The organism is Ilumatobacter sp. (assembly GCF_039969435.1).
Classification (GTDB): Bacteria; Actinomycetota; Acidimicrobiia; order Acidimicrobiales; family Ilumatobacteraceae; genus Ilumatobacter_A.
In genome coordinates, this window is record NZ_JBDVNU010000032.1 from 12649 (window position 1) to 35965 (window position 23317).

The following is a 23317-nucleotide window of genomic DNA, read 5'->3' on the forward strand; positions in this document are numbered from 1 at the left end:
CCGGCGGGCGCTCCTTCGATCTGGACGGGTGGGTCGGCGTTCCGGCTGGCGGACCCAGCTCAGCACATCTGCGAGGCGGCCGACGCCGCCGCCCGTCATCCGAGCGCAGGGAGTCCGTCGATCGACGTCGAATTCTTCGCCGCCCAGTAGTCCTCGAGGTCCTGCTCGCTCTTGTCCTCGGCCCAGTCGAGGAGCCGGCGACGGTCGTCGGTGAACTCCATGAACGGCACCGAGTAGCCGCACGACATCGACGTCCGATCGATGTCGGCGACGATGATCGACCGAACGGCACCATCGGCCGCATCGGCACCGTCGAACAGCTCGAGGAGACCGTCCCACTCTCCGTCGGCAGCGCGCACGACCCGACCGGTGCCGTGGAGCCGGACGATGTTCGGCTTGCCCTCGAACGCGCAGAACATGAACGTGATCCGACCGTTCTCCCGCAGGTGGGCGATCGTCTCGGCACCGCTGCCCGTGAGGTCGAGATAGGCCACGCGTTGCTCGTCGAGCAGCCGGAACGAGTCGTACCCCTTGGGCGACAGGTTGACCCGACCCGCACCGTCGAGCGGTGCGGTCGCCACGAAGAACACGTGCTGTTGCTCGATGAACTGCTTCATCGGTTCGGTGATGTCGTCGAACGTACGTCCCATGCCGTCAGTGTGGACCATCGCGACACACGCCGGCGACAGGTGTGCATCCCGCCACGATCGTCCGCACGCCGAGGGCCGTGTTCCGGTCGACTGGTACGTTGCCGATCCATGGAGCGCTTCCATCCGATCGGTGTCCCTGGCGAGCCGTGGGGCGAGGCCGAGAAACGGCAGTGGTTCGAGTCGCAGTCGGTCCAGCGCAGCTACCGCGACGAAGTACTGGCGAGACTCGACGGACTCGACGACACGTTCGAGGTGTACCAGTACGGCGCACTGTCGATCGATCCGGAGCGGTACCCGTTGATGGCGGTGAAGGTCGCATCCGAACGCGCCGATGTTCCCTGGGCACTGATCACCGGGGGAGTGCACGGCTACGAGACGAGCGGCGTCCAGGGTGCACTCACGTTCCTCGCCTCACACGCGTCGAGCTATCGGGACCGGCTGAACCTGGTCGTGGCACCGTGCGTCAGCCCGTGGGGGTACGAGACCGTCAATCGGTGGAACCCGAACTGCGTCGATCCCAACCGGTCGTTCACACCCGGGACGGACGTCGAGGAGTCGGCCTCGTTGTCGGGATTGCTCGCCGACCTCGGAGAGGACGTCCTCGTCCACATCGATCTGCACGAGACGACCGACAGCGACGAGTCGGAATTTCGGCCCGCGCTCGCCGCTCGCGACGGGCTGCAGCTCGAGCCGGGTGCCATTCCCGACGGCTTCTACACAGTCGGCGACACCGAGAATCCGCAACCGGAGTTCCAGGCTGCGATCATCGCCGGCGTCGCCGAGGTGACGCACATCGCCCCGGCGGACGACCACGGCCAGATCATCGGATCCGACGTCACCCAGCCCGGGGTGATCGAGTACCGCAACGCCGAATGGGGCTTGTGCGCAGGCGTGACGCGAGCACGGTTCACCACCACGACCGAGGTGTATCCCGACAGTCCGCAGGCGACTCCTGCCATCTGCATCTCGGCTCAGGTCGCAGCGGTCCGCGCCGGCCTCGACTTCGTGCTCGCCAACGTGTGAGGCGACGGTGCCGCCTCGACGGTGCCGATTCGACGGTACCTATTCGACGGTGACGGTGGCCTGCATGTCGGGGTGCAGGGTGCAGAACAGGCTGTAGACGCCGGGCTCGTCGAAGCTCAGTTCGAAGTTCGTGCCCGGGTCGAGGAGGCCTGAGTCGAACTCGTCGAACATCGGGGCGTCGAACGTTCCGGCCGTCACCGTGTGGGGCACGGCATCGACGTTGTTGAAGAACAGCGACTGCCCGACCGCCAGCTGGAGATCCCCGTTGTAGACGAAGTCGGTGATCAGCGACTGTTCGGCGCCCTCCGGGAAGTCCGAGCCCTGCACCTCGCGGGTCTCGAAGATCGCGTTCGGATCCGAGATCGGTGCCACCGTCGGGTTCCACATCGAGAACACGCCGAGGTCGTTGTCGTGCAACGGGTCGACCCAGGCATGGATCATCCAGCCGAGCGACGCACTGAAGCTGCCACCGGCCGCCTGACACTCGGTGATCGGCAGGAAGGAGTCACGACCCTCCGACGCACCACGGCACAGGTTGTAGTGGATGTGCCAGTTGTCGAGCGGCCCCGCGAAGGTCTGCGGATGGTCGTTGCCGATGATCTGAGGCGGAATGAGGAACGACGTCCCGATCAGTTGCATCGGCTCACCGGTCCAGGCGCCGTCGACACACTGACCGAGCGGAGCGGTGGGCATGGTGTCGTCGGCCAGCGCGTAGAGCAGGATCTCGGGCTCGCCCGGGTCGAATCCGTTGGCGATCGACGACCCCTTGTAGAGGTGCGTGCCCATGTTGGGGGTCTGGATCCGGTCGCTGACGAACCCCTCGGCACAGGCTGCGTCGATGTCGGCGTGCGCCACGGCGAAAGCGGTGAGTTCGTCGAGTTGCGCAACCAGTTCGGCCAGTTCCTCCGGGGTCATCTGCAGTTCGTCGGGGATCGTGCCGCCCGATTCGTGCAATTCCTTCAGTTCGAGGTACGAGCACGGCAGGTCCGTGTCCTGGCAGCGGACCGTGGACTCCAGCGGACCCTCGACCAGCGTGGGAACCACGCCGGCGCTCGTCTCACGGAACACGTAGCGGGAGAATCCCGGCGCACCGCCCGCCGCGAACGTGAGTCCCTCGGGGAACTGCGCGTCGGCAGCGGCCTGATCGAACGTTGCGGCTTGGTCGACGTAGGCGTTGATCTGCTCGATCGTGCGCGCCTCGTTCGGGTCGATCGTCGTGGTCGTCTCGGCTGCCGTCGTCGGCGCAGCCTCGGTGGTCGGTGCCGCCGTCGTCTCCGGTTCCGATGGGGCCTCGGTGGTCGGCGCCGACTCCGACGGCGTGACCGTTTCCGGTGCCGTCGAGGAATCGGAGCCGGAACATGCGGCAACGGTCACGGCTGCCACCACGGCAACGCCCATCAAGGTCTTGCGCACGTCGTTACCCCCACGGTGTCGAAAGAAAGTGCTCCGTCACCATAGTGGCAGTTCGACTGCCGAGCGTGCCCGAGCTCGCCGGCAGACGGCCATCGGTAGCGTGAACGGATGGAATCGACCGACCAGATCACGGCCTCGGCCACCGGCGTCTCGACCGGAACCACCACCGATACGAGCGGACTGCGCGTCCTCGGCGCCACGGTGCGACATGCCATCGACCACGTGGAGGTGTTCCCTGCGCCCGCCGGGATCTCCTCGGTGAAATTCACCAACGAGGAGCTGAATTCGATGTGCCCCGTCACCGAGCAGCCCGACCTGTCGACGGTCGTGATCGAGTACACGCCCGATCAGTGGTGCATTGAGTCGAAGAGCCTCAAGCTGTACCTGTGGGGTTTCCGCAACCGGGCCGTGTTCGCCGAAGCCCTCGCCGTCGAGATCGCCGACGAGGTGATGGCCTCGGCACGCCCCAAGGCAGTGAGCGTCACGGTGACCCAGGCGCCACGGGGCGGCATCGAAGTCGAGACCGTCTGCCACCGCCACCACTGACCCGACGGGGTGTGGAGTGGGTCAGACCCCTGCCACACCACCGACCCACCATTGACCCAACGGGTGTGGAGTGGGTCAGACCCCTGCCACACCCCTGCCACACCGTCAGAGGGTGGCGGCGATGGAGCGGCGTTGTTCGATCGGGCAGAAGGCGGACCGGATCGCATTCACGTTGAGCTGACGCAACTCGTCCGCCGTGAGGTCGTGCGCGTTCGCGACGGTGGCGAACTCCGACGAGGGCATCACGCCGCTCATCAATCGGTTGTCGGTGTTGACGCCGACGTTGAAGCCGGCGCGCAGCATGGCGGCGATCGGGTGCGTGGCGATGGACTCGACGGCACCGATGTGCACGTGACACGTCGGCGCCATCTCGAGATGCACCTGGCGGTCGAGGACGTGTCGCGCGAGCGGGCCCAGCCCGGTGGCGGTGTCGATCGATCCATCGGGTGAGAACTCGATGTCGGCCTGGAGCCGGACGCCGTGGCCGATGCGGTGCGCTCCGTACTCGATCGCCTCGGAGATCAAGGTGAGGTCAGGAGGCTCGCTCGCGTGGATCGTGATGTTCTGCTGAGTGCGACGGGCGAACGCCAACGCCTCGGCGTGCAGCGACGGCGGGAACCCGGTCTCGGCTCCGGCGAGATCGAACGCGACGACCTTGTCGTCCCACGCCCGCATCCGGTCGACGAGGTGCGCGATCTCGACCGACCGGCCCTCGGTGCGCATCGCGCAGAGGATCGCGTTGACCACGATGGACGACCCGCCGGCCGCCGCCTCTGCCTCGCCCCGGCGGAACCCCGCCGTGACCGCTTCGACCACCTCGTCGAGAGCGAGTCCCTGCGCCTGGTGGAGTTCGGGGGCGAAGCGCACCTCGGCGTACACGCACCCGTCGGCGGCGAGGTCGGCGACCGCCTCGGCCGCGACGCGTTCGAGGTGATCGGCGTGCTGCATCACCGCACAGGTGTGCTCGAAGGTGGCCAGGTACTGGAGGATGTCGTCGGTGTCGGCACCGCGCGTGAACCACGCCTGCAGTTCGTCGACGTCGGTCGACGGCAACGTCCACCCGCTCGCGTCGGCCAGCTCGATCACCGTCGACGGACGCAGCCCACCGTCGAGATGGTCGTGCAGCAACACCTTCGGCAACGCCACCGACTCGGCCGTGGTGAGAGCCGCCCCGATGAGCGTCACGGTCAGCCGCCCTTGCGGTAGATCTGGCCGTCGGCCGCCGGCATCCGCAACCGCTGACTCATGAACACGAGCACCAGCAGCACGGTCGCGTACGGCATCGTGTTCGGCAGCCAGTTCGGCGCCGTACTGCTCTGGGACCACCAGATCAGCATCGCCAGCGCGAGCACCCCCGCGATGATCGAGTCGGTCCGCTTCCGGTTCACGACGGAGAACACCAGCACGGCGATCAGTGCGATGCCGATCACCAGGAGCAGCGCACGGGTACCCAGTCCCGCGCTGTCGCGCAGCGCGAGCACGAACGGATACCCGAACAGCAGCGAGCCGAGCATCACGCCGCCCGGGCGCCAGTTGCCGAAGATCAGTGCGGCCAGGCCGATGTATCCGCGTCCGAGGGTCTGGCCCTCGCGGTAGATGCCCGCCAGTTCCATGGCGATGAACCCGCCCGCCACGCCGGCGAAGGCACCGCTCGTGACCACGCCGATGTACTTGTGCAGGTAGATGTTGACGCCCAGGCTCTCGCCCGCCTCGGGACGCTCGCCACAGATGCGGATGCGCAGCCCGAGTCGGGTGCGCCACAGCACGAATCCGCTGAGAGGAACGAGTGCGAATGCGATCACCGTGTACAGCGACAGGCTCTGCAGTGCGCCTTCGAGGAAGCCGGCGACGTCGGAGACGAAGAACAGGTTCCTGTCGTCGATGTCGCCCAGGACGCTCGTGCTGCCGCCCTGACCGGCGAGAACGGGAACGTCGAACTTGGGCAGACCGACGGCGCGCGGGGACTGGGTGATCGAGCCGCCCTCCCAGTCACTGAACACCTGGTCGGACAGGAACCGGGTGAGGCCCGGCGCGAGGATGTTGATGGCCACGCCCGAGATGATGTGGTCGACGCCGAAGCTCACGGTGGCGACCGCGTGGAGCAGACCGCCGAGAGCGCCGCCCACGGCTGCGCAGACCAGCCCGGCCCACGGTGAGTCGAAGTTGACGGTGCCCCATGCGCCGAACCAGGTGCCCAGGATCATCATGCCTTCGAGGCCGATGTTGACCACGCCGGCACGTTCGGAGAACAGGCCGCCCAGACCGGCGAGGAGGATCGGTACGGCGAAGCGGAGCATCGCTCCGGAGGTGCCGGGCTCGGTGAGGACCGAACTGCCCTCGCCACTGATCTCCTGCACGATCGACAGCAGGAGCATGCCGATCGCGGCCGCGGTCATCCACCGGATCGCCCCCGGCAGGGCCAGGTACTTCGCGAACAGGCCGGCGTCGTCGTCCGGGGTGTCGGCGGGACGGGGAGTGGTGAGCACGTCGGTCATGCCGGCACCTCCGATCCCTCGGCGGGCACGGAGTCGTCCCGGCGCTCGGTGGCCTCGGCGGCCGACTTCGCTTCGTCCCGCAGACGGATGCGGCGCACGACCTCGTAGGCGACCACGGCGCTGAGCACGATGATCCCCTTCATGATCTCGACGATCTCGGGTGTGGCCGAGCCGGTGATCTGCAGGATGCCCGACGACGTGGAGAGGAACCCGAACAGCAGTGCGCCGACACCGATGCCCACGGCGTTGTTGCGACCGATCAGTGCGACGGCGATGCCGTTGAATCCGATCCCTCGCACGAAGCTCTGGCTGTACTGACCCTTGTCGCTGAGCACCTCGAACATGCCGACGAGGCCGGCGGTGGCGCCCGACAGGAGCATCGCGTACATGATCATCCGTTTCGGTGGGACACCCCCGGCACGTGCCGCGAGCGGGTTGTAGCCGCTGGCCCGGAAGTCGAACCCGACCCTCGTGCGGTTGATGAAGAGGTGGTAGCCGACACCGACCACGATGGCGATCACGAACACACCGGTCAGTTCGCGTCCCCGACCGATCTCCCGTGTGACGAGTTCGAGGACCCGGTTCAGACTCGGGAGTCGGCCCGAGTCGTCGAGTGGGGTGGTACCGGAGTTCGATGCACCCGAGTCGTCCTGGAACTCGACGAGCAGCCAGGCGATGACGCCGCCGACGGCGATGAAGTTGAGCATGATCGTGGAGATCACCTCGTTGATCCCACGGGTGACCTTGAGGACACCTGCGACACCGGCCCAGGCAGCGCCGACCGACATGGCGACGAGCAGGATCACCGCGACGTGCAGCGGTGCCGGGAGGTCGACGACGAACCCGGCGCTGCCGACCGCGGCGGCGAAGAACGCAGCGATCAGATACTGACCTTCGACGCCGATGTTGAACAGGTTCATGCGGAACCCGATCGCGGCGGCGACGCCGGAGATGTAGAGCGGCGTGGCGTTGTTCAAGATGTCGACGAAGGTCTCGAGGCGGCTCGCGTTCTCGAGCATGTCGGTGAATGCGGTCAACGGGTTGTTCCCCGAGATGAGCAACACGACCGATGACAGTGCGACGGCGAACACCACGGCGGCGAGCGGCGCGCCGATGCTGAGGACGACTCGTCGGACGATGGACTGGTTCACGATCCTGCTCCTTCGGTGACGGGTGTCGACTCGGGGTGCGCCGGGGGCGCAGTCCTCGCCGACGCATCGTCGTCGAGTCGGGCGCCGGTCATGTACGCACCGAGCACGCGCGGCGTGACGTCGGCGGGATCGAGCGTTGCGACGAGCTTGCCGTGGAACATCACGACGATCGTGTCGGACAGTCCGATCAACTCGTCGAGGTCCGCGGAGATCAACAACGTGGCCAGTCCACCCGCTCGCGCCGTGCGGAGGTGATCCCACACCGCTGCCTGGGCACCGACGTCGATCCCGCGAGTGGGGTGCGATGCGATCAGCAGATCCGGCTCCGAGGTGATCTCACGCCCGAGGATCAGTTTCTGCTGGTTGCCGCCCGACAGCGCGTGTGCCGACACGTCGACGTTGGGAGTGCGCACGTCGTACCAGTCGCAGATCTCCTCGGTCCGCGCCCGGGTCCCGGCGCGGTCGATCCAGATCCCCTTCGAGAACGGCTTCTCGGTCTGGTGACCGAGCGCCGTGTTCTCCCACAGGGGCGCATCGAGCAACAGACCCTCCACGTGCCGGTCCTGAGGGACGTAGGCCATGCCGGCCTCGCGGCGCTCGCGCACGGAGCGCAGGGCGAGATCGTTGCCGTTCAACGACACCGTGCCGCTGTCGGGCGTCATCGTGCCGATGATCGCCGAGACCAGTTCGTGTTGGCCGTTCCCTTCGACCCCGGCGATCCCGACGATCTCACCACGATGGATCGTGAGCGACACGTCGTCGACGACTCGTCGTCGGTCGGCGTCGAGCACCGTCAACCCCTCCACCTGGAGCGACACCTGGTCGGTGACGGTCGAGTCCGTCGTGTCGGGGACCGGCAGCTCGGAACCGACCATCAGTTCGGCCAGGTCACCGGCGGTGACGTCCTTCGGGTCGACGGTGGCGATGGTCCTGCCCTGGCGGAGAACGGTGATCGAGTCGGCGATCTCGAGCACCTCCTCGAGCTTGTGGTCGATGAACAGGATCGTGGCGCCCTTGGCCTTGAGGTCGCGCATGTTGCGGAACAGTTCCTCGACCTCCTGGGGAACGAGGACCGCAGTGGGCTCGTCGAGGATCAGGATCTGCGCGCCGCGGAACAGGACCTTGATGATCTCGACCCGCTGGCGCTCGCCGACCTCGAGGGTCTCGACGAGGTCGTCGGGGTCGATCGTCAGACCGTACGACTCGCCCACCTCGTCGAAGTGGCGCCGGGCTTCACGGAAGTCGATCATGCCGATCCCGTTGACCGGTTCGGATCCGAGGATCACGTTCTCCAGCACGGTCAGTTGGTCCGCGAGCATGAAGTGCTGATGCACCATGCCGATGCCCCGGGCGATCGCATCGCTCGGTGACGACAGGCTGACCGGCTCCCCGTCGATCAGCATCTGGCCCTCGTCGGGTGCCTGCATCCCGTAGAGCATCTTCATCAGCGTCGACTTGCCCGCACCGTTCTCGCCGCAGATCGCATGGATCTCGCCGCGTTGCACGGTCAGGTTGACGTCGTCGTTGGCGATCACGCCGGGGAAGCGCTTGGTGATGCCGATCAGTTCGATCGCTGCGGTCACAGGGGTCCCTTCGAGGGGGTCGAGATGGGGTGCGAAAACGAAACGAGCGGGGCCGGCGGACCGGCCCCGCTCGTCGGAGGTTAGTGAGTCCCGGCGGTCTGCCGGAACTCCATCAGTGGTGCAGTCGGATCAGCTGGGCTCGGTCGGCACTTCGATGGTGCCGTCGATGATCTGCGCCTTGAACTCTTCGAGCTGGTCGACGTAGGCGTCGACGAAGCCACCCGAGGTGGAGTAGCCCACACCGTCGACGCTGAGGTCGTAGACCGTCTGGCCAGCGGCGAACGAACCGTCGTTCGCTGCTGCGGTGATCTCGAACACGGCGTTGTCGACCCGCTTGAGCATCGAGGTCAGGATGAACTCCTGCAGCTCGGGGTCGGTCGTGTTGTACTGGTCGGAGTCGACGCCGATCGCCCACACCTTGGTGCCCGACGAATCGCTCTGCTCCTTGGCTGCCTCGAAGAGGCCACTGCCGGAACCGCCGGCTGCGTGGTAGACGACGTCGGCGCCGTCGGCGTACATCGACAGTGCGATCTCGCGTGCACGGTCGGGAGCGGTGAAGCCGTCGAAGTCGGGAGCGGCGGTGATGTACTGCGCCACGATCTCGATGTCGGGGTTCACGGCGAGTGCGCCGGCCTGGAAGCCTGCCTCGAACTTCTCGATCAGACCGAAGCCCGAGACGCCACCGAGGAACCCGATGGTGCCGGTTTCGCTCTGCAGTGCCGCAGCGGCGCCGACCAGGAACGAGCCCTGCTCCTCGGCGAAGGTGAGGCCGGCGCAGTTCTCACAGCGCGGGTTGCCCTCTTCGTCGAGCATCGCGTCGTCGACGACTGCGAACATCGTGTCGGGGTTGTTGCCGGCGGCTTCGACGACCTCGTCGGCGAAGAGGAAGCCCACACCGATGACGAGTGCGTTCTCGTCGGCCTGGAGCTGCAGGAGTTCGCCGCGGTCCGAGCCGTCGTCGTTCGGGACGAGGTCGGTGTAGGCGGTGCCGAGTTCGGCCTCGGCGCGCTCGATGCCGGCGAAGGCCGAGTCGTTGAAGGACTGGTCGCCACGGCCACCGATGTCGTAGGTGAGCCCCACGCTGATGGCGTCGCCGGACGGCGCGTCGTCGCCCGCCGCTTCGGTGGTTGCGGTCGTGTCGCCGGCGGCTTCGGTGGTGTCGGTCTCGGCCTCGGCCTCGGTCGTGTCGGTCTCGGTATCGCTGTCCGAGTCGCTGCCACAGGCAACGAGGCCCAGTGCGGCGACGACGCCGAACGCGAGCATCTGCTTGCTCTTGATCATGTTCTCCCCTTAATGGATTGAGCCCGGGAACGTCCGGGTGTTCACGTGAAGGCACAAAGCTACCCGTCGGTAGCCGATGTGTGAAGCGCGATCTACCGATCGGCGTGGGTGTCACACGGTGTTCATCGTGCGGTGACGTGACGATGCGACGTCGACCGACCGTGGCATCCGCGGTCCACGATGCCGCCCGACGGCGCCTGCGGCGACATAGCGTGGCGAAGATGGCACCCCGCACGCCACCGCCTCGCGCACCCGTGAGCGGCCCGACACCGAACTACTGGGCGCGCCGCGCCGGTGCGCTCGTCGTGGTCCTCGTGGTCGCGTACGCGATCGTCCGCGCGATCGGATCGATCGCCGGGGGCGACGACGAGGTGGCCACCGCCGACCCCGGGAACTCGACCGCGGTCGCGGAATCCGACGGAGCGGACACGGACTCCGGCACGTCGCTCGACGAGCGTTCCGACGGCGAACCGATCGCGGCGCAGACGGATCTCGACTGTTCCGACGAGGCGAACTCCGCACTGTGCGACGAACTCGGGTTGGACGACGGTGTCACGGTCGAGGAGGCCGCCGACCTCGACGGTGACGGTGATGGCGACGTCGAGACGTCCGCCGACGACGAGGACGCACCGGCGGGCGACGAACCGACCCAGACCGGGCCTCCCACGTCGGCCAATCCGGCGAAGGTGTACATCGTGGGTGACTCCGACGCGGGCACCTTCGGCCCCTACCTGGAGACGCTGCTCGCCGGCACGCTGGTCACCACCACCGAACTGAACTACAAGGTGTCGTCCGGCCTCGCCCGCCCCGATTTCTTCAACTGGCCGCTCGAGCTGGAGCAGAAGTTGCCCGAGGTCGACCCCGACATCGTCGTGGTGACCTTCGGCGGAAACGACTCCCAGGGGCTGTCGCTCCCGCAGGACGAGTTGGAGTTCGTGATCGGCGACCCGCTGGACAACGAAGCCGAATGGACCGAGGAGTACCAGCGGCGAGCCGGCGCGGTGATGGACCTGCTGTTGGAGGACGACCGCCACGTGATCTGGGTGGGCATCCCGAACGACGACAACCCGGATGTCACCGCGAAGCTCGCGATCCAGGACCGTGCGGTCAAGGCGGCTGCGGCGGAGCGGCCCGACGTCGTGTTCGTCGACACGTGGACCCGCTTCTCGGGTCGAGACGGCGGCTGGGCCGAGTTCGTGATCGATCCGCGGGACAACACCGGCAAGGACGTGCGTGCCGACGACGGCTTCCACCTCAACCAGAACGGCGCCGAGATCCTCGCCATCGACATCGCGATCGAGGTCCAGAAGGAGCTGCGTGAGATGGGTGCGGCGCTCTAGGGCGGTTCTCCGACCCGGTCCCGTGGACCGAGTTCAGTGTGCGGCGGCAGCCCGCTTCTTGGAGTTCGAGCGCTTGACGGCGGTCACGATGATCACGATCAGGCCGAGGAGGATGCCGAGACCCGTGACGATGAACGGGATCAGGATCGCCCGCACCAACTCGCCGGCGACCGACGGACCGATCGCGATGCGCGTGTCGGTGGTGACGGTGTAGGTCCCCGAACTGGGCGCCTCGAACGTGGAGACGGCCTGTCCGTTCCGGCCGCCGAGGTCGTACGTGAGCTCCGTCGAGTAGCGCGACGTGGTGACGGGTTCACCGTCGGGCGACAGGACCTGCACGTCTGCGAAGAACGACCCGTCCTCTGCGTAGATCACGTAGTCGCCGGCCGAGTCGATGCGCACCTCGTCGGTGCCGGGAGAGACACGTGCGAAATCGTCGACCGTGTCGGAGATCCCGATCACCCCGAACACGCCGAGCACGATCGCGAGGACGACCCCGAGAACCATGACGAGACCGCCGATCCAGAACCAGCGGGCCCTCGGGCGGATGTCGGCCTTCGGTTGGGCCGACCCCGGGGTGGGGAATCCGGGCGCCGGGGTGAACGGCGCCCCCGGTGGGGGCGCGCCCTGCGCCGGACCGCCGTACGAGGGGTACGCCGGAGGCGCGGGTTGCTGCGGGAACGGCGGGGGCGTGTCGCTCATGGAGCGATCATCGCAGGATGTCCGCTCGGATGCACGCCGGGTCGGGCGCTACTGGACCGCTTCGACGTTGACTTCGTTGTCGCTGACGATCGACGCGATGAAGTCGGTCGTGCCGAACCCTTCGATCTCGGCCGTGCACGCGAACGTGGTGCCGACCTCGGTGCTCTCGGGCTCGTCGCACGAGGCGTCGGAGACCTCGACGTCGTTGAGTTCGGCGAAGCTGCCGGTGATCGCTTCCTCGGCAGCAGTCTGGAAATCGGTCTCGCTGGCGGAGCAGCCGACAGCGACGGCGACGAGGACGAACGGGGCGACGAGCAACTTCTTCATCGGGGGAAGATAGCCCGATCGGCTTCGGGATCGACTGGCCTCGGCGGCGCGCGGAATCTACTTCACTGGGTCTTGCCGCGCGACTGGATCTTCGCTCGGCGCTCGGCGACCTTGTCGGGGCTGAAGTTCGAGCGTCGCCACGCCCGACCGTCACGCGACTCGGTCTCCCACGCATCGTCGTCGGTCGCGATCGACGCGTAGGTCTCGCGGATCTGGCGGACACCGTCCTGCTCGTTGCCGACGATGTCGGCGGCGAGTTGTCGGGTGAACGCCAACAGCTCGCCGTGCGGGACCACGTGGTTCACGAGGCCACACCGGAGGGCCTCGTCGGCGAGCATGAAGTTGCCGGTGAAGCTCATCTCGCGGGCTCGGCGCACACCGATCGCCTGGGGCAGCAGCACGGTCAGCCCCCACCCGGGCATCACGCCCACCCGGGCGTGGGTGTCGCCGAACTTGGCGTGCTCGCTGGCCACGAGGAAGTCGCAGTTCAGCGCGAGTTCGAACCCTCCGGTCACCGCGACACCGTTGATCGCGCCGATCAACGGCTTGGTCAGCCCGGGGAACGGTCCACGCACCCCGTGGGCGTTCACGCTGCCGTCCGCTCCGCTGCCGTCGAGGTTGCCGCCGGTCGATCCCAGTTCCTTCAGGTCGAGGCCGGCGGTGAAGGCGGGATCGGTGCCGGTGAGGATCAGCACGTCGACGTCGTCGGAACGCTCGGCTCGCATCATCGCTTCGGGGATCTTGGCGAGGACCTCGCTCGACAGCGCGTTGCGGGCGTCGGGTCGGTTGATGGTGATCGTGGCGATCCGGTCGGTCACGTCGAGCAGGACGACGTCGTCGCCGCTGAGCGACGCTGTCGATGGATCCGATGCGGAGGAGGTCATGTCCCCATCCTCGCGGCTCGCCACCCTGCCGCTCCCATCCGCCCCGACCTCTGTTGATCCGTCCGGGACGGAACAACAGAGGATTGGTCAGTCGTCGGCGGGGAGGAAGGCGAGGTCGAGGTCGCCGAGTTTGACGAGGCTGGCGGCGATCCAGCCACCGAGGGCACCGAAGTGTTCGTCGAGGAGGGAGGACCGGCCGTCGGCGACGGTTTCCTCGGCGAGTTCGTACAAGCCCTCGTAGGTGACCTCGACGGCGAACTCGGGGGTGAGGTCGAGCGGGTCGTCCGGGTCGGGGTGCGACGTCTCGCTCGTGAGCCCGGAGCGTTCGAGGCGGTCGGTGCCGATGTCGGGGGAGTGCGCCGGGAGAGTGAGGTGGACGCGTTCGGGCTCGACCGGTCCGGACAACTGCTGGACCCGAAGGACGATCTCGATCTCGATCGCCGGCTGCCCGCCGAGTTCGTCCTCGACGTACCAGCGCCGATAGGCCGCCTGACTCCACGCCGGCCAGACGAAGGTGATGTGGGCGACGATGCGCGGCGGCTCACCTTCACCGGGCAACCCGTAGCTGGTCTCCCACGTGAGGTCGCCGGACAGGACGTCGGACTGGAAGTGTTCCTCGAACGGCTGACGCTCGAGGAACGCCGACTCGAATGCGTCGCGGAGTGCACCGATCGCATCGGTGAAGACGTGGTCGAGCATGCGTCTCGAATCTAGCCACACCGACTCGCATCGGTGCCCGGCTGGCCGCTCCGGCGACCCGGCTCCGGCGAAACGGTTCGGTCCTGCGGGAACGGAACCCGGACGAATCCGCGACGACCGCGTGCGCGTAACTCCGGTCGGCGGTGGCATGATCGCCAGATGGCTCTGGTGCTGACCGACATCATCGACGGGGTGGCGACACTCACGTTGAACAACCCCGACGAGCGCAACACGCTCACCGCTCCCATGGTCGCCGAGATCATCGCTGCGATGGACGAGTTCGAGGCCGACGAGAGCGTCGGCGCCCTCGTCGTGACCGGCGCTGCCCCCGCCTTCTGCGCGGGCGCCAACCTCGGGAACCTCTCGGAGGCCACCGGTGAGAGCCTCGGCAACATCTACGAAGGCTTCCTGCGCATCGCTCGCAGCCCGCTTCCCACGCTCGCCGCGATCAACGGTGCCGCAGTCGGCGCCGGCGCGAACCTGGCGCTCGGTTGCGACGTCCGGATCATCGCCGACGAGGCCCGGATCGACACGCGGTTCCTCGACCTCGGCATCCATCCCGGCGGTGGCCACACGTGGATGCTGCGACGCATCGCCGGTCCGCAGGCGGCCATGGCGGCGGTCGTGTTCGGTCAGATCCTGGATGGCAAGGAGTGCGAGCGGGTCGGGATCGCGTTCCGCTCGGTGCCGCGAGACCAACTCGCCGACGTCGCCCAGGAGTTCGCGGCGCGTGCCGCTTCGGCACCGCGAGCGCTCGCGGTCGCGACCAAGGCGACGATCCAGGCGATGGCGGACATCGACAACCATCCCGACGCCGTCGCCCGGGAGTTGGAGCCTCAGCTCTGGTCGACGCAGCAGCCGTGGTTCGCCGAGCGGATGGCGGCGTTGAAGGCCAGGATCGCCTCCAAGAAGTCCTGACCCGTCGACCGTCGAGCGCCCATGTGACGTCGATCCGGGATCGACGTCACGTGGTGGACGTCAGCGGTCGCGGAGCTCACGTTCGAGGCTGGCGATGTCGGCCGCGACGCGCCGGCGGTCGTCGCTCGTGGGCGTGTGATCGGGGTCGAACGCGACTCGGTCGAGCGTGTCGGCCACCTCGTGCGGGCCGAACGTGTCCGGCCCGAGCACTGCCATCAGACGAGTGGCGGCGGCGGGCGCCGTGACGGCCCCGGGCGCCAACTGCATGAATCGGTCGTGGAGCAGACCCCACGGTCCTCGCCGGCGCCGGCGCCGGAGTTCGCCCACCCCGCGGACGGCGGCGGCCGCTGCGCCGAGGACCAGGATCACGCCGCCGACCTCGACCGGGTGCGACAGCGCACCGTCGAGGATCGCGCCGGCCGCGTCGGCGCCCACCGTGGAACGATCGGCGTCACCGGCGAGCGGCACCTCGGCGGTCGGGTCGAACGCCTCCCACCCGGTCTCGGGGAACCACACCTCGACCCAGGCGTGCGCGTCGCTGGCCTTCACCTCGAACACGCCCGAGATCCGGTCGCGGGTTCCTGGCACGTAGCCGGTGGCGAGACGGGCGGGGACTCCTTGGGAACGCAGCATCACCACGAGCGACGATGCGATCTGTTCACAGAACCCACGTTGTGATCCGAACAGGAAGTCGTCGACGGCGTCGCCGTCGGGAACCGGGGCGTTCAGGTCGTACAGGGTGTTGAGCCCCATCCAGGCCTGATAGGCGAGGATCGTGTCGTACGTGGACCCCGGCACGCGCAGGTCGGCCGCCAGGGCCAGGGTGGCCCGAGACGTCGAGTCGGGGATCTCGAGGAAGCGGTCCAGTTCGCTCGCCAGGGTGGGGTCGGTCTCGAAGCGGCCGAAGAAGTCGCCGAGATCGCCCTGCGCGCGGAGCACGTCGGAGGTGACGTCGACGCGCTGTGACACGACGGAGTACACCGTGCCGTCGGTCAGTGTGCGATCGGCGCGCAGGGCTCCGTCGGATCGGGTGACGACACTGCCGTCGAAGATCACCGTCTGGGGTCGACCTGCGCCGAAGATCACGTTCGGCAGGTCGGCTTCGACGATGTAGGTCTGCACGAACTCCGCGGTCGGTGTCCCGGTCGCCGGCAGGTCACCGATCGTGGGCCGCACGTCGATCTGCGGGCCCTGCACCGTGCGGCCCCTCTCGGGTGTGACGCGCCAGGTGCGACCGTCGAACTCGGTGAAGATCTGGCCGCGCCAGAAGGCGGGTTCGGGAGCACGCACACGCATCACGACCTCGTCGCCGAGGTCGCCGCGCACGGCGGTGTCGAGGGTGTCGGAGAACCCCGGGTACCCGCCGGCCTGCCCGAGCGCCCCTCGTGCGGGCGCCTGTCCGGGAGGCGGCGGGGGAGTCGGTGACGTGCTGCCGTCGGGGCCGAGGAGGGCGCCGGAGGAGTCGATGGTGGCGCCGGGCGGCGACAGTGACGGGAGCCCGAGGCTGGCGGGCCCGTCGGGGATCGGCACGAACGCAGCGAGCCCGATCGTCGCCGCGAGTCCGACGACGCACCAGGCGACGATCGGTGCGATGCGGACGCGGGTCGTGCGCGAGACCGGTTCGCCGACGGTCATCGCAGCGATCGCCACGACTCCCCAGGCGAGGAGCCAGAACCCGACGTTGCCGTCGATCCTCAACCCCGCGGCGTAGGCCACGACGACGAACGTGATCGCGACGTGCACCCGGTTCGTGCGTCGGTCGACGATCTCGGCGCCGTGCAGCGCGACGAGCAGGAGCAGCAGGTCGGGGAGCGGCCCGCGCAGCGCTTCGAGGAGCCCGCCGATCCCGGCGGACTCGACGGCGATCCGTGCCAGCGCACCGAGGGCGACGACGGCGATCAGCGCTCGGATCCAGATCGTGCGGCGTCCGGCCGACGCCCAGAACGAGAGGCCGGTGGCAACGGCGATGCCGAGTGTGACTGCGCCGCGCGAGGCGAGTGATGCGTCGAGCGCACCGCTCAGCATGTTCAACGCGATGACCGCGGCGAGGGCCGTCAGCAGGCGTTGCCGAGGAGCGAGTGGAACCGACGAGTCGCGCCGAGCCGGTCGCGTCACCTGACGCTTCCACACGGCGACCCGGTCGGGCGACGAGTGCTGCGCGGGGGTCTGGCGGTGGGCGGCGATCGCCGACCAGACGAGAACGTCGTCCCGGTGGCGGATCGGCTCGGTCCGACCCGACTCGTCGTCGATCTCGAGGTCGACGGCGTGGCCGTGCCTCAGCCCGTCCTCCATCGTGCGGCGCAAGCGCCCGGCTTCGGCGGTGAGCGGGAGCACCCAACGTGTCTCGGTGGCCGCCGATCGGTCGAATGCGATCACCTCCCCGGAACGCAGCGTCGACGGCCAGTGGATCGACTTCTGACCTTCACCGGCACGCCACTGTCGGGTGCCGTCGAGGTCACCGATCCGGGGCCCATTGCCGCCGGTCGACTCGCCGGGGTCGACGGTGGATCGACGGTCGACGGGGAGTGGCGCACCGTCGGCGCGTGGAGCGACGTGCAGTGGATCGATGGCGAGGCGGCTCCGTCGACGCCACCACACCACGCCGACGGCGCCGGCGCTGCGGACCGTCACGCCGAGGTCGACGACGACCCCTGCCGCCGGCGCCACGACGACGACGGGTGTCGACCCGGACGGGTCGAGCGGACACGTGGTACCGAGGATGTCGACCTGGACGGCGACGGGGCTGCGCGCAGGGTCGACGTGGCGGACGGTGAGGATGAGGTCGTCACCGACCGTGGCCGTCCGAGCGACCGACACGGCATCGACCGACACCCGGCGCAACCGCCACCACCCGGCGACGACCGAACCGAGGAGAGCGACGGCCCCGGCGACGAGCAGGAGGACGACGGCGGCGGCTCCGGTCAACCGTGCGATGGCGAGGCCGACGCCCCATGCGCCGAGGAAGGCGAGCGATCCGGGTGCGAGCGCAGCGGGCCGGCAGCGGCCGCGGTCGCGACGCCCGTGATCGTTGCTCGTCCGCGCCGCGTCGACCGCCTCGACGGTCCGGTCCTCGATGCGGACGCGTCCGTCGGACAGGTCCGCAGCCGGCGGTGTGGCAGTGTCGGTGTCGAGCAGCGTCACGACCCGGTGCCGTTCGTCTCCGGGCGCGTCATCGGCGGGCCTTGGGGTCGCACGACTCGGTGGAGCAGGTCGCTCGGCACATGGTTCAGGCGGTCGGCGCGGGGACCGTGGCGACGCACTCGGCGACGAGGTCACGGCCGGCGGTCGTGGATCCGTTGCTGTCGGCGACCATGACGCGGTGACCGAGCGACGTGGCCGCCAGTGACGCGACGTCGTCGGCCACGACGTAGCTGCGGTCGTGGAGCGCGGCGCGTGCCCGCGCGAGCGAGATCAGGGACACGCCCGCCCGGGTGGACGCTCCGAGGCGGGCGGCCGGGTGGGTGCGGGTCGCGGTGAGGAGGTCGACGACGTAGCGGCCGACGGCATCGGACACCCGGACCCGGTCCACTTCGTGCTGGATCGACTCGATCCGAGCAGTGGTCGTGATCGCCTCGATCGCGCCGAGCATGCTTCGGCCGCGTCGGCCGGTGAGCACGTCGAGTTCGAACTCCGGGGCGGCACGTCCGGGGCTGACCACCGCCGCGAACCGGTCGAGGGAGCCTTCGCCGAGGCCGTAGGTCCCGGCGATCTCGATGGGATTCTGGGTGGCCACGAGCATGAATGGGCCCGGCAGTCGGTGTGCGTCGCCGTCGACGGTGACCGTCGCCTCCTCCGCGGCCTCCAGCAGTGCGGACTGCGTGCGCGGTGTGGCACGGTTGAGCTCGTCGAAGACGACGACGTTGGCGAAGATCGGGCCGGGACGGAAGCGCAGTTCGGTGCCGCCCCGCGCATCGGTGACCGGCATCATCGAGCCGGTCACGTCGCCGGGAAGCAGGTCGGGCGTCCCCTGGATCCGGGAGAACGACCCGCCGACGGCCCGGGCGATCACCTGTGCGAGCAGTGTCTTGCCCACTCCGGGAATGTCCTCGATGAGCAGGTGTCCGCGTGCGAAGAGGGTGGCGACGGCGATCTCGGCCACGTCGTGGTGTCCGGCGACCACCGCGTCGATCGCGCCGACGAGCTCCTGGCCGATCGACCGCACGTCGATGCTGGCGTCGGTGTCGGCACCGGTGTGTGCATCGGTGTCGGCTCGCAGCTGCGCCGCCGTGCTCGACGTGTCGCTCGTCGACGGATCGACGGAGGGGGCATGCGGGGGCGGAGGCAGTTGCACGTTGCGTTCATCGGCTCGCGCGACGTGGTTCTTGACGGCTCCGCCCGACGTTTCCTCGGCGTTCATCCGGCCCCCTCGGCGAGCGCGCCGATGCGGCGGCGAGGAGCCGGAACTCGCGCCGTGGGCGCCCCGCCACACATGGTGACGTGACGTCCGTCACGAAATATCGCGCAGAATCGTTACACGAGGCAAACACACGGGGGACGCCAGGTGTCCTACAGTCGTCGTCACAGGAACCGAATCCACCGCGGCGTCATCAACCTGTGCCGCTAAGTAGGAGGTCACCAATGAGCCAGCGCAACCGTGATACGGACATTGTGCAGATGCTGCCCCGGCAGGAGAGGAGGGCGCACGCACACAGTGAGCGCCACCGAATCCACGTCGAGTTGCAGAACGTCGCACAGACCGTCTCCTCGGGGATCGAACCCGAGGACGTGCACGAGCCCGGAAGCGCTTGGAAGCCGGCGCATCACCACGATGCCGAGGTCGCCAAGAGCAAACTCGCCAAGCGCGGTCGCACGAAGCGCCATTGGAAGACCAAGATGTGGAAGCGCCGCACGCAACTGCGGATGGAGAAGATCGAAGCGTTGCAGATGACGCGGGAGAACCCGGGGCTCGCCGGCTACTGAGTTCCATCCCACTCGATCTCAGGATCGCGACGCCGTCGTCGATCGGGCCACACGCCCGATCGGCGGCGGCGTCTTCGCGTGAGGAGCCAGCGGTGTGGTGCCGGATGTGTGGGCCGGTTGGCGCAGACGTCCCGGAGTCGGCGTGGGCTCAGGCGGTGCGGGTGATCCAGGTGCGCACGATCTCGGAGCGGCGGGCGTGCCACTCCTCGCTCGTCATGGCGTAGCGGACGTGGTCCTCCCACGTGCCGTTGATCTCGAGATATCGCTGCGCCACGCCCTCCTCGCGGATGGCCAGCTTCTCCATGATGCGACGACTGCGCTGGTTGCGCGGCACGATGCAGATCTCCACGCGATGCAGGCCGAGTTGCTCGAACGCGAACTGCATCACGAGTGCCACGCCCTCGACCGTGTACCCGTTCCCGGCATGGTCCTGGTCGACCCAGTAGCCGACGGTGCAGGACTGCATCGCCCCGCGGATCACGTTGTTCAGGTTGACCTCGCCCGCCACCCGGCCGTCGACGAACAGGCCGAACTGGAACGCGGTCCCGGCCGCCCGGTCACGATCGCGTTGGAGGCAGCGTGATGCGAACGCCGACTTGTCGGTGGTGGGGTCGGGTTGGTGAGCGAAGCGGCTCGGTTCCCACACGGTCAGCCATTCGCCGTTGCGTTGTCGCACCTCGCTCCACTCTCGGAAGTCGTTGATCGCGAGCGGACGCATCGTGACCCGTCTGCCGAAGAGATACACCGGCGCAGGTGGGCGCGACGGATGGCGGAGTGCCACGTCAGTCGTCCCCTCGATCGGGTGACCCGGCCGTGCCGGATCGCCGGGTCGCATCGGCGTCGGTCGTGATCGCCACCTCGGTCAGTTCGAGCCGTCGCATCACGGCGAGTACGACGCAACAGGTGGCGACGATCGATTCGACCCGCTCGGGGTCGAGGCCGGGGTTGTGGATCCGCTGCGCGATCGGTTCGGCCACGAGTGTGCGGAACACCTCGTCGGCGTCGGCCCGATCGAGGGTGTAGTCGCCGGGGACCTCGTCGGTTCCCAGCTCGACGCGTGCCAGTGCCGCGGCATGGTCGCCGACCAAGACGACGTGGGGGGCTGCGCTGACCATCGGCGACGAACGGACGACGTCGTCGAGGTGGTCCGAGACGATGCCGAGTGCGTTGGTGAGTTGCTCCGGTGCCGGGCGGTCAGCCCCATCGAGTTCGCGTTCGACGAGCGTGAGTGGCCCGACCGGTAGCGACCAGGTGCCGCCGCCGACGAGTTCGAGATCGACGGTGCGGTCGGCGATCGCGACCACGAGTGCCCCCGGCGTCACGACGGCACCTGTCCGGGAGTGCTCGCATCGTGCGCGTCGCCGGCGGGCGCACCCGCATCGAGGGACGGACCGTCGTGCGCGGTGTCGTCCGCCATGTTCGGCCGACCCGGCGTGCCGGGCGGGACGCGACGCAGGGTCCACCGGCCGATCTCGTCGTCGCCCGTCGCGAGGTGGTGGGCCACATGAGCGTGGAGGCACTTCACGCCCACCCGGGTCCCGCCGACGCCACCCGACGGACGCGGGCCGACGTGGTCGATCGCGATCGCGCTGTCACGTTCGGCCTCGTAGCGGCGGTGGATGTCGGCGATGATCTCGTCGCCGAGTTCGGCCTCGACGATGTCGACCGAGCCTTCGGACTCGATCCGGCTGACCGCCTTCACCAGTTCCTCGCCCACGAGGTAGTAGCGAGTCGGCATCGGCGTGCCGTCGCCCAGGAAGGGGGCGTTGCGGAGGACGACCGGATCGCCGGTGCGGTCGCGCACGACGACGGTGTAGGCGCCGCGTGGCTCGCGACCGAGCAACTCGGCGACGCGTTCACGATCGCTGTCGCGCGGCTCGCCCATCAGCTCCGACGACGGAGGAAGTACAGGATGACGAGGAGCGCGGCGAGCGCCGGGGCAGCTCGCTTCAGGATCGAACTCCCGCTCACGTCCATCAGGTCGATCGGGTCGGCAGCGGGGCCGTTGATCTTGCGCACCTTGGTCTCGGATGCGGAACCCGAGGTGTCGGTGTCGGGGACGCCGGTGTCACCGGATTCGTCGGCGGGTGCTGCAGCAGCTCCGGCGTCGGGTGCACCGACGCCGTCCTCGTCGATCATCGTGTTGAGGTTGTCGGCGAACTGGTCGATCAGCTTGGTGCTGACGTCGCCGAGGATGCCGCGGCCGAACTGTGCGACCTTGCCGGTGATGTGCAGATCGGTCGTGACGACGACCTTCGTGCTGGTGGGCGAGAGGCTCTCGGCATGGGCGGTGATGTCGGCCGAGGCGTTGCCGCGGCCGCCGGTGTCGCGACCCTTGCCCTTCAGCACGACGCGGTAGTTCGCGTCGTCGCGCTCGACGAAGTACGCGTCCCCCTTGAACTGGGTGGAGATCGCTCCGAGCTTGACCTTGACGACACCGCGGTACACCTCGCCGCGCTCGGCATCCTCGGCGATCTCCTGCAGTTCGGCGCCGGGGAGGCACGGTGCGATCTTCTCGACGTCGGTGATGATCGGCCACGCCTCGTCGATCGGTCGATTGACGGTGAACTCGTTGTTCAGTTGTTCTGCCATTGGGTCAGATCCTTCACGGTGTCGATGTCCTCGGGTGAACCCGTGCACGGTACTTCAACCACCAGGTCGGGGCGTAGCCGCATCAGGGTGCGCGCCCCTTCGTCGCCGGTGGTGGGGAGCAGATTCCACACGTCACGGTGCAGCGCGACGGGGTTCGCCCGGCGCCCGTCGTAGGTGGCCACTGCGATCCGGGCACCGGATCGGGCTGCGTCTGCCACGGCACGCCACGCGTCGGGTTCGATGCCGGGCTGATCGGCGAGGCCGATCACGACGACGTCGGCGCCGTCGGACGTCGCGGCATCCAGTCCGGCGCGCACGGAGGTCATCTGGCCCGACGCCCAGTCGACGTTGTGGGCGCACGACACGTCGGTGCGGTCGGCGATGCCGAGGTCGACCGCCGACAGCCGACCGGTGACGACCGTGACGGGGCCGATCCGGGCCGCCACGACCGCTGCGAGCGAGCGGTCGAAGACCGACTCCTCGGGTCGCCATACCGTCTTCGGCAGTCGAGCTGCCAGCTTGTGACCAACGTCACGAAATCGGGATCCTGCGCCGGCGGCGAGCACCACCGCGTGGACCCGTTCGCTCTCAGGCATCGCGTCGACCCTGCTCATGGTGCACTTCTCGAGAGTACCGACCGGCGGCGGGTCGTGGCGCTCCATGACGAAACGACCGTCAAGATGTCGTTCAGATGACGAAATGCCACGGATGGGACTTGAGTATTGCGTTTGGGTGACGATACGTTACCCGTCCGTCACGATCAGTCGTGATGACGGGATCACGTCGCAGTCCG

At 68.4% G+C, this 23317-nt stretch carries 23 protein-coding genes; 5 read left to right on the forward strand and 18 right to left on the reverse strand.

What is annotated here, in order from left to right:
* Nucleotides 1-95: 95 nt before the first annotated feature.
* Nucleotides 96-650 (reverse strand): pyridoxamine 5'-phosphate oxidase family protein, encoded by a 555-nt coding sequence (locus tag ABJK40_RS16210; RefSeq protein ID WP_348482951.1) that lies wholly within the window; start codon nt 648-650, stop codon nt 96-98.
* Between the two features lie 108 nt (nt 651-758).
* Between ABJK40_RS16210 and ABJK40_RS16215 the strand changes: the two genes are divergently transcribed.
* Nucleotides 759-1673 carry a M14 family metallocarboxypeptidase gene (locus tag ABJK40_RS16215; RefSeq protein ID WP_348482952.1) on the forward strand — a complete coding sequence of 305 codons (915 nt, stop codon included), beginning with the start codon at nt 759-761 and terminating at the stop codon, nt 1671-1673.
* A 39-nt stretch (nt 1674-1712) separates the two neighbouring features.
* On the opposite strand, the gene ABJK40_RS16220 is transcribed toward ABJK40_RS16215, so the two are convergent.
* Nucleotides 1713-3086 (reverse strand): plastocyanin/azurin family copper-binding protein, encoded by a 1374-nt coding sequence (locus ABJK40_RS16220; protein WP_348482953.1) that lies wholly within the window; start codon nt 3084-3086, stop codon nt 1713-1715.
* Nucleotides 3087-3194: 108 nt separating this feature from the next.
* On the opposite strand from ABJK40_RS16220, the gene queF reads away from it, so the two are divergent.
* A complete protein-coding gene (queF, locus tag ABJK40_RS16225) occupies nt 3195-3632 on the forward strand; it encodes a preQ(1) synthase (protein WP_348482954.1) in 438 nt (145 codons plus the stop codon).
* 105 nt (nt 3633-3737) lie between these two features.
* On the opposite strand, the gene ABJK40_RS16230 is transcribed toward queF, so the two are convergent.
* From ABJK40_RS16230 to ABJK40_RS16250, 5 genes are all read right to left on the reverse strand, one after another.
* On the reverse strand, nt 3738-4817 hold the full coding sequence (locus ABJK40_RS16230; protein WP_348482955.1) for an adenosine deaminase: 1080 nt from the start codon (nt 4815-4817) through the stop codon (nt 3738-3740).
* Between the two features lie 2 nt (nt 4818-4819).
* Nucleotides 4820-6127 carry an ABC transporter permease gene (locus ABJK40_RS16235; RefSeq protein ID WP_348482956.1) on the reverse strand — a complete coding sequence of 436 codons (1308 nt, stop codon included), beginning with the start codon at nt 6125-6127 and terminating at the stop codon, nt 4820-4822.
* Nucleotides 6124-7278, reverse strand: coding sequence for an ABC transporter permease (locus tag ABJK40_RS16240; protein WP_348482957.1), 1155 nt, complete (start codon nt 7276-7278; stop codon nt 6124-6126). The genes ABJK40_RS16235 and ABJK40_RS16240 overlap by 4 nt, the downstream gene beginning before the upstream one ends.
* On the reverse strand, nt 7275-8861 hold the full coding sequence (locus ABJK40_RS16245; protein WP_348482958.1) for an ABC transporter ATP-binding protein: 1587 nt from the start codon (nt 8859-8861) through the stop codon (nt 7275-7277). The genes ABJK40_RS16240 and ABJK40_RS16245 overlap by 4 nt, the downstream gene beginning before the upstream one ends.
* 129 nt (nt 8862-8990) lie before the next feature.
* Nucleotides 8991-10142, reverse strand: a complete 1152-nt coding sequence (locus ABJK40_RS16250; protein WP_348482959.1) for a BMP family ABC transporter substrate-binding protein — start codon at nt 10140-10142, stop codon at nt 8991-8993.
* Nucleotides 10143-10363: 221 nt separating this feature from the next.
* Between ABJK40_RS16250 and ABJK40_RS16255 the strand changes: the two genes are divergently transcribed.
* Nucleotides 10364-11482 (forward strand): GDSL-type esterase/lipase family protein, encoded by a 1119-nt coding sequence (locus ABJK40_RS16255; protein ID WP_348482960.1) that lies wholly within the window; start codon nt 10364-10366, stop codon nt 11480-11482.
* Nucleotides 11483-11515: 33 nt separating this feature from the next.
* On the opposite strand, the gene ABJK40_RS16260 is transcribed toward ABJK40_RS16255, so the two are convergent.
* From ABJK40_RS16260 to ABJK40_RS16275, 4 genes are all read right to left on the reverse strand, one after another.
* On the reverse strand, nt 11516-12184 hold the full coding sequence (locus ABJK40_RS16260) for a hypothetical protein (protein ID WP_348482961.1): 669 nt from the start codon (nt 12182-12184) through the stop codon (nt 11516-11518).
* 48 nt (nt 12185-12232) lie between these two features.
* Nucleotides 12233-12511: a DUF4333 domain-containing protein gene (locus ABJK40_RS16265; protein ID WP_348482962.1), complete on the reverse strand. Its 279-nt coding sequence runs from the start codon at nt 12509-12511 to the stop codon at nt 12233-12235.
* 62 nt (nt 12512-12573) lie between these two features.
* Nucleotides 12574-13395, reverse strand: coding sequence for an enoyl-CoA hydratase (locus ABJK40_RS16270; RefSeq protein ID WP_348482963.1), 822 nt, complete (start codon nt 13393-13395; stop codon nt 12574-12576).
* 87 nt (nt 13396-13482) lie between these two features.
* On the reverse strand, nt 13483-14094 hold the full coding sequence (locus ABJK40_RS16275; protein WP_348482964.1) for a hypothetical protein: 612 nt from the start codon (nt 14092-14094) through the stop codon (nt 13483-13485).
* 159 nt (nt 14095-14253) lie between these two features.
* Here ABJK40_RS16275 and ABJK40_RS16280 point away from each other — a divergent pair, with 159 nt between their 5' ends.
* Entirely contained in the window at nt 14254-15012 is a 759-nt protein-coding gene (locus ABJK40_RS16280; RefSeq protein WP_348482965.1) for an enoyl-CoA hydratase-related protein, read from the forward strand.
* A 60-nt stretch (nt 15013-15072) separates the two neighbouring features.
* On the opposite strand, the gene ABJK40_RS16285 is transcribed toward ABJK40_RS16280, so the two are convergent.
* Both ABJK40_RS16285 and ABJK40_RS16290 read right to left on the reverse strand, forming a co-directional pair.
* On the reverse strand, nt 15073-18153 hold the full coding sequence (locus ABJK40_RS16285; protein ID WP_348482966.1) for a DUF3488 and transglutaminase-like domain-containing protein: 3081 nt from the start codon (nt 18151-18153) through the stop codon (nt 15073-15075).
* Between the two features lie 85 nt (nt 18154-18238).
* Nucleotides 18239-19369, reverse strand: coding sequence for a MoxR family ATPase (locus ABJK40_RS16290; protein ID WP_348510342.1), 1131 nt, complete (start codon nt 19367-19369; stop codon nt 18239-18241).
* 257 nt (nt 19370-19626) lie between these two features.
* Here ABJK40_RS16290 and ABJK40_RS16295 point away from each other — a divergent pair, with 257 nt between their 5' ends.
* Entirely contained in the window at nt 19627-19932 is a 306-nt protein-coding gene (locus ABJK40_RS16295) for a hypothetical protein (RefSeq protein ID WP_348482415.1), read from the forward strand.
* 148 nt (nt 19933-20080) lie between these two features.
* On the opposite strand, the gene ABJK40_RS16300 is transcribed toward ABJK40_RS16295, so the two are convergent.
* The 5 genes from ABJK40_RS16300 to ABJK40_RS16320 all read right to left on the reverse strand — a co-directional run bounded on the left by ABJK40_RS16300 (nt 20081) and on the right by ABJK40_RS16320 (nt 23120).
* The gene (locus ABJK40_RS16300; RefSeq protein ID WP_348510343.1) at nt 20081-20650 is read right to left on the reverse strand and encodes a GNAT family protein; all 570 of its coding nucleotides are present in this window, start codon (nt 20648-20650) and stop codon (nt 20081-20083) included.
* 64 nt (nt 20651-20714) lie between these two features.
* Nucleotides 20715-21254, reverse strand: a complete 540-nt coding sequence (locus ABJK40_RS16305) for a hypothetical protein (protein ID WP_348482411.1) — start codon at nt 21252-21254, stop codon at nt 20715-20717.
* Nucleotides 21251-21817: a DUF501 domain-containing protein gene (locus ABJK40_RS16310; protein ID WP_348482409.1), complete on the reverse strand. Its 567-nt coding sequence runs from the start codon at nt 21815-21817 to the stop codon at nt 21251-21253. The genes ABJK40_RS16305 and ABJK40_RS16310 overlap by 4 nt, the downstream gene beginning before the upstream one ends.
* Entirely contained in the window at nt 21817-22524 is a 708-nt protein-coding gene (locus ABJK40_RS16315) for an SRPBCC family protein (RefSeq protein WP_348482407.1), read from the reverse strand. Before ABJK40_RS16315 ends, ABJK40_RS16310 begins: the two co-directional genes overlap by 1 nt.
* Complete coding sequence (locus tag ABJK40_RS16320) at nt 22509-23120, reverse strand: nucleotidyltransferase family protein (protein WP_348482405.1); 612 nt, start codon at nt 23118-23120, stop codon at nt 22509-22511. Before ABJK40_RS16320 ends, ABJK40_RS16315 begins: the two co-directional genes overlap by 16 nt.
* Nucleotides 23121-23317 lie beyond the last annotated feature (197 nt).

What these genes read in the sequence shown, in the direction of transcription:
- ABJK40_RS16210 (WP_348482951.1), bottom strand. Translation starts at nt 650, where the DNA reads ATGGGACGTACGTTCGACGACATCACCGAACCGATGAAGCAGTTCATC.
- ABJK40_RS16215 (WP_348482952.1), top strand. Translation starts at nt 759, where the DNA reads ATGGAGCGCTTCCATCCGATCGGTGTCCCTGGCGAGCCGTGGGGCGAG.
- queF (WP_348482954.1), top strand. Translation starts at nt 3,195, where the DNA reads ATGGAATCGACCGACCAGATCACGGCCTCGGCCACCGGCGTCTCGACC.
- ABJK40_RS16235 (WP_348482956.1), bottom strand. Translation starts at nt 6,127, where the DNA reads ATGACCGACGTGCTCACCACTCCCCGTCCCGCCGACACCCCGGACGAC.
- ABJK40_RS16250 (WP_348482959.1), bottom strand. Translation starts at nt 10,142, where the DNA reads ATGATCAAGAGCAAGCAGATGCTCGCGTTCGGCGTCGTCGCCGCACTG.
- ABJK40_RS16255 (WP_348482960.1), top strand. Translation starts at nt 10,364, where the DNA reads ATGGCACCCCGCACGCCACCGCCTCGCGCACCCGTGAGCGGCCCGACA.
- ABJK40_RS16260 (WP_348482961.1), bottom strand. Translation starts at nt 12,184, where the DNA reads ATGAGCGACACGCCCCCGCCGTTCCCGCAGCAACCCGCGCCTCCGGCG.
- ABJK40_RS16265 (WP_348482962.1), bottom strand. Translation starts at nt 12,511, where the DNA reads ATGAAGAAGTTGCTCGTCGCCCCGTTCGTCCTCGTCGCCGTCGCTGTC.
- ABJK40_RS16270 (WP_348482963.1), bottom strand. Translation starts at nt 13,395, where the DNA reads ATGACCTCCTCCGCATCGGATCCATCGACAGCGTCGCTCAGCGGCGAC.
- ABJK40_RS16275 (WP_348482964.1), bottom strand. Translation starts at nt 14,094, where the DNA reads ATGCTCGACCACGTCTTCACCGATGCGATCGGTGCACTCCGCGACGCA.
- ABJK40_RS16280 (WP_348482965.1), top strand. Translation starts at nt 14,254, where the DNA reads ATGGCTCTGGTGCTGACCGACATCATCGACGGGGTGGCGACACTCACG.
- ABJK40_RS16290 (WP_348510342.1), bottom strand. Translation starts at nt 19,369, where the DNA reads ATGAACGCCGAGGAAACGTCGGGCGGAGCCGTCAAGAACCACGTCGCG.
- ABJK40_RS16295 (WP_348482415.1), top strand. Translation starts at nt 19,627, where the DNA reads ATGCTGCCCCGGCAGGAGAGGAGGGCGCACGCACACAGTGAGCGCCAC.
- ABJK40_RS16300 (WP_348510343.1), bottom strand. Translation starts at nt 20,650, where the DNA reads ATGCGTCCGCTCGCGATCAACGACTTCCGAGAGTGGAGCGAGGTGCGA.
- ABJK40_RS16310 (WP_348482409.1), bottom strand. Translation starts at nt 21,817, where the DNA reads ATGGGCGAGCCGCGCGACAGCGATCGTGAACGCGTCGCCGAGTTGCTC.
- ABJK40_RS16315 (WP_348482407.1), bottom strand. Translation starts at nt 22,524, where the DNA reads ATGGCAGAACAACTGAACAACGAGTTCACCGTCAATCGACCGATCGAC.
- ABJK40_RS16320 (WP_348482405.1), bottom strand. Translation starts at nt 23,120, where the DNA reads ATGCCTGAGAGCGAACGGGTCCACGCGGTGGTGCTCGCCGCCGGCGCA.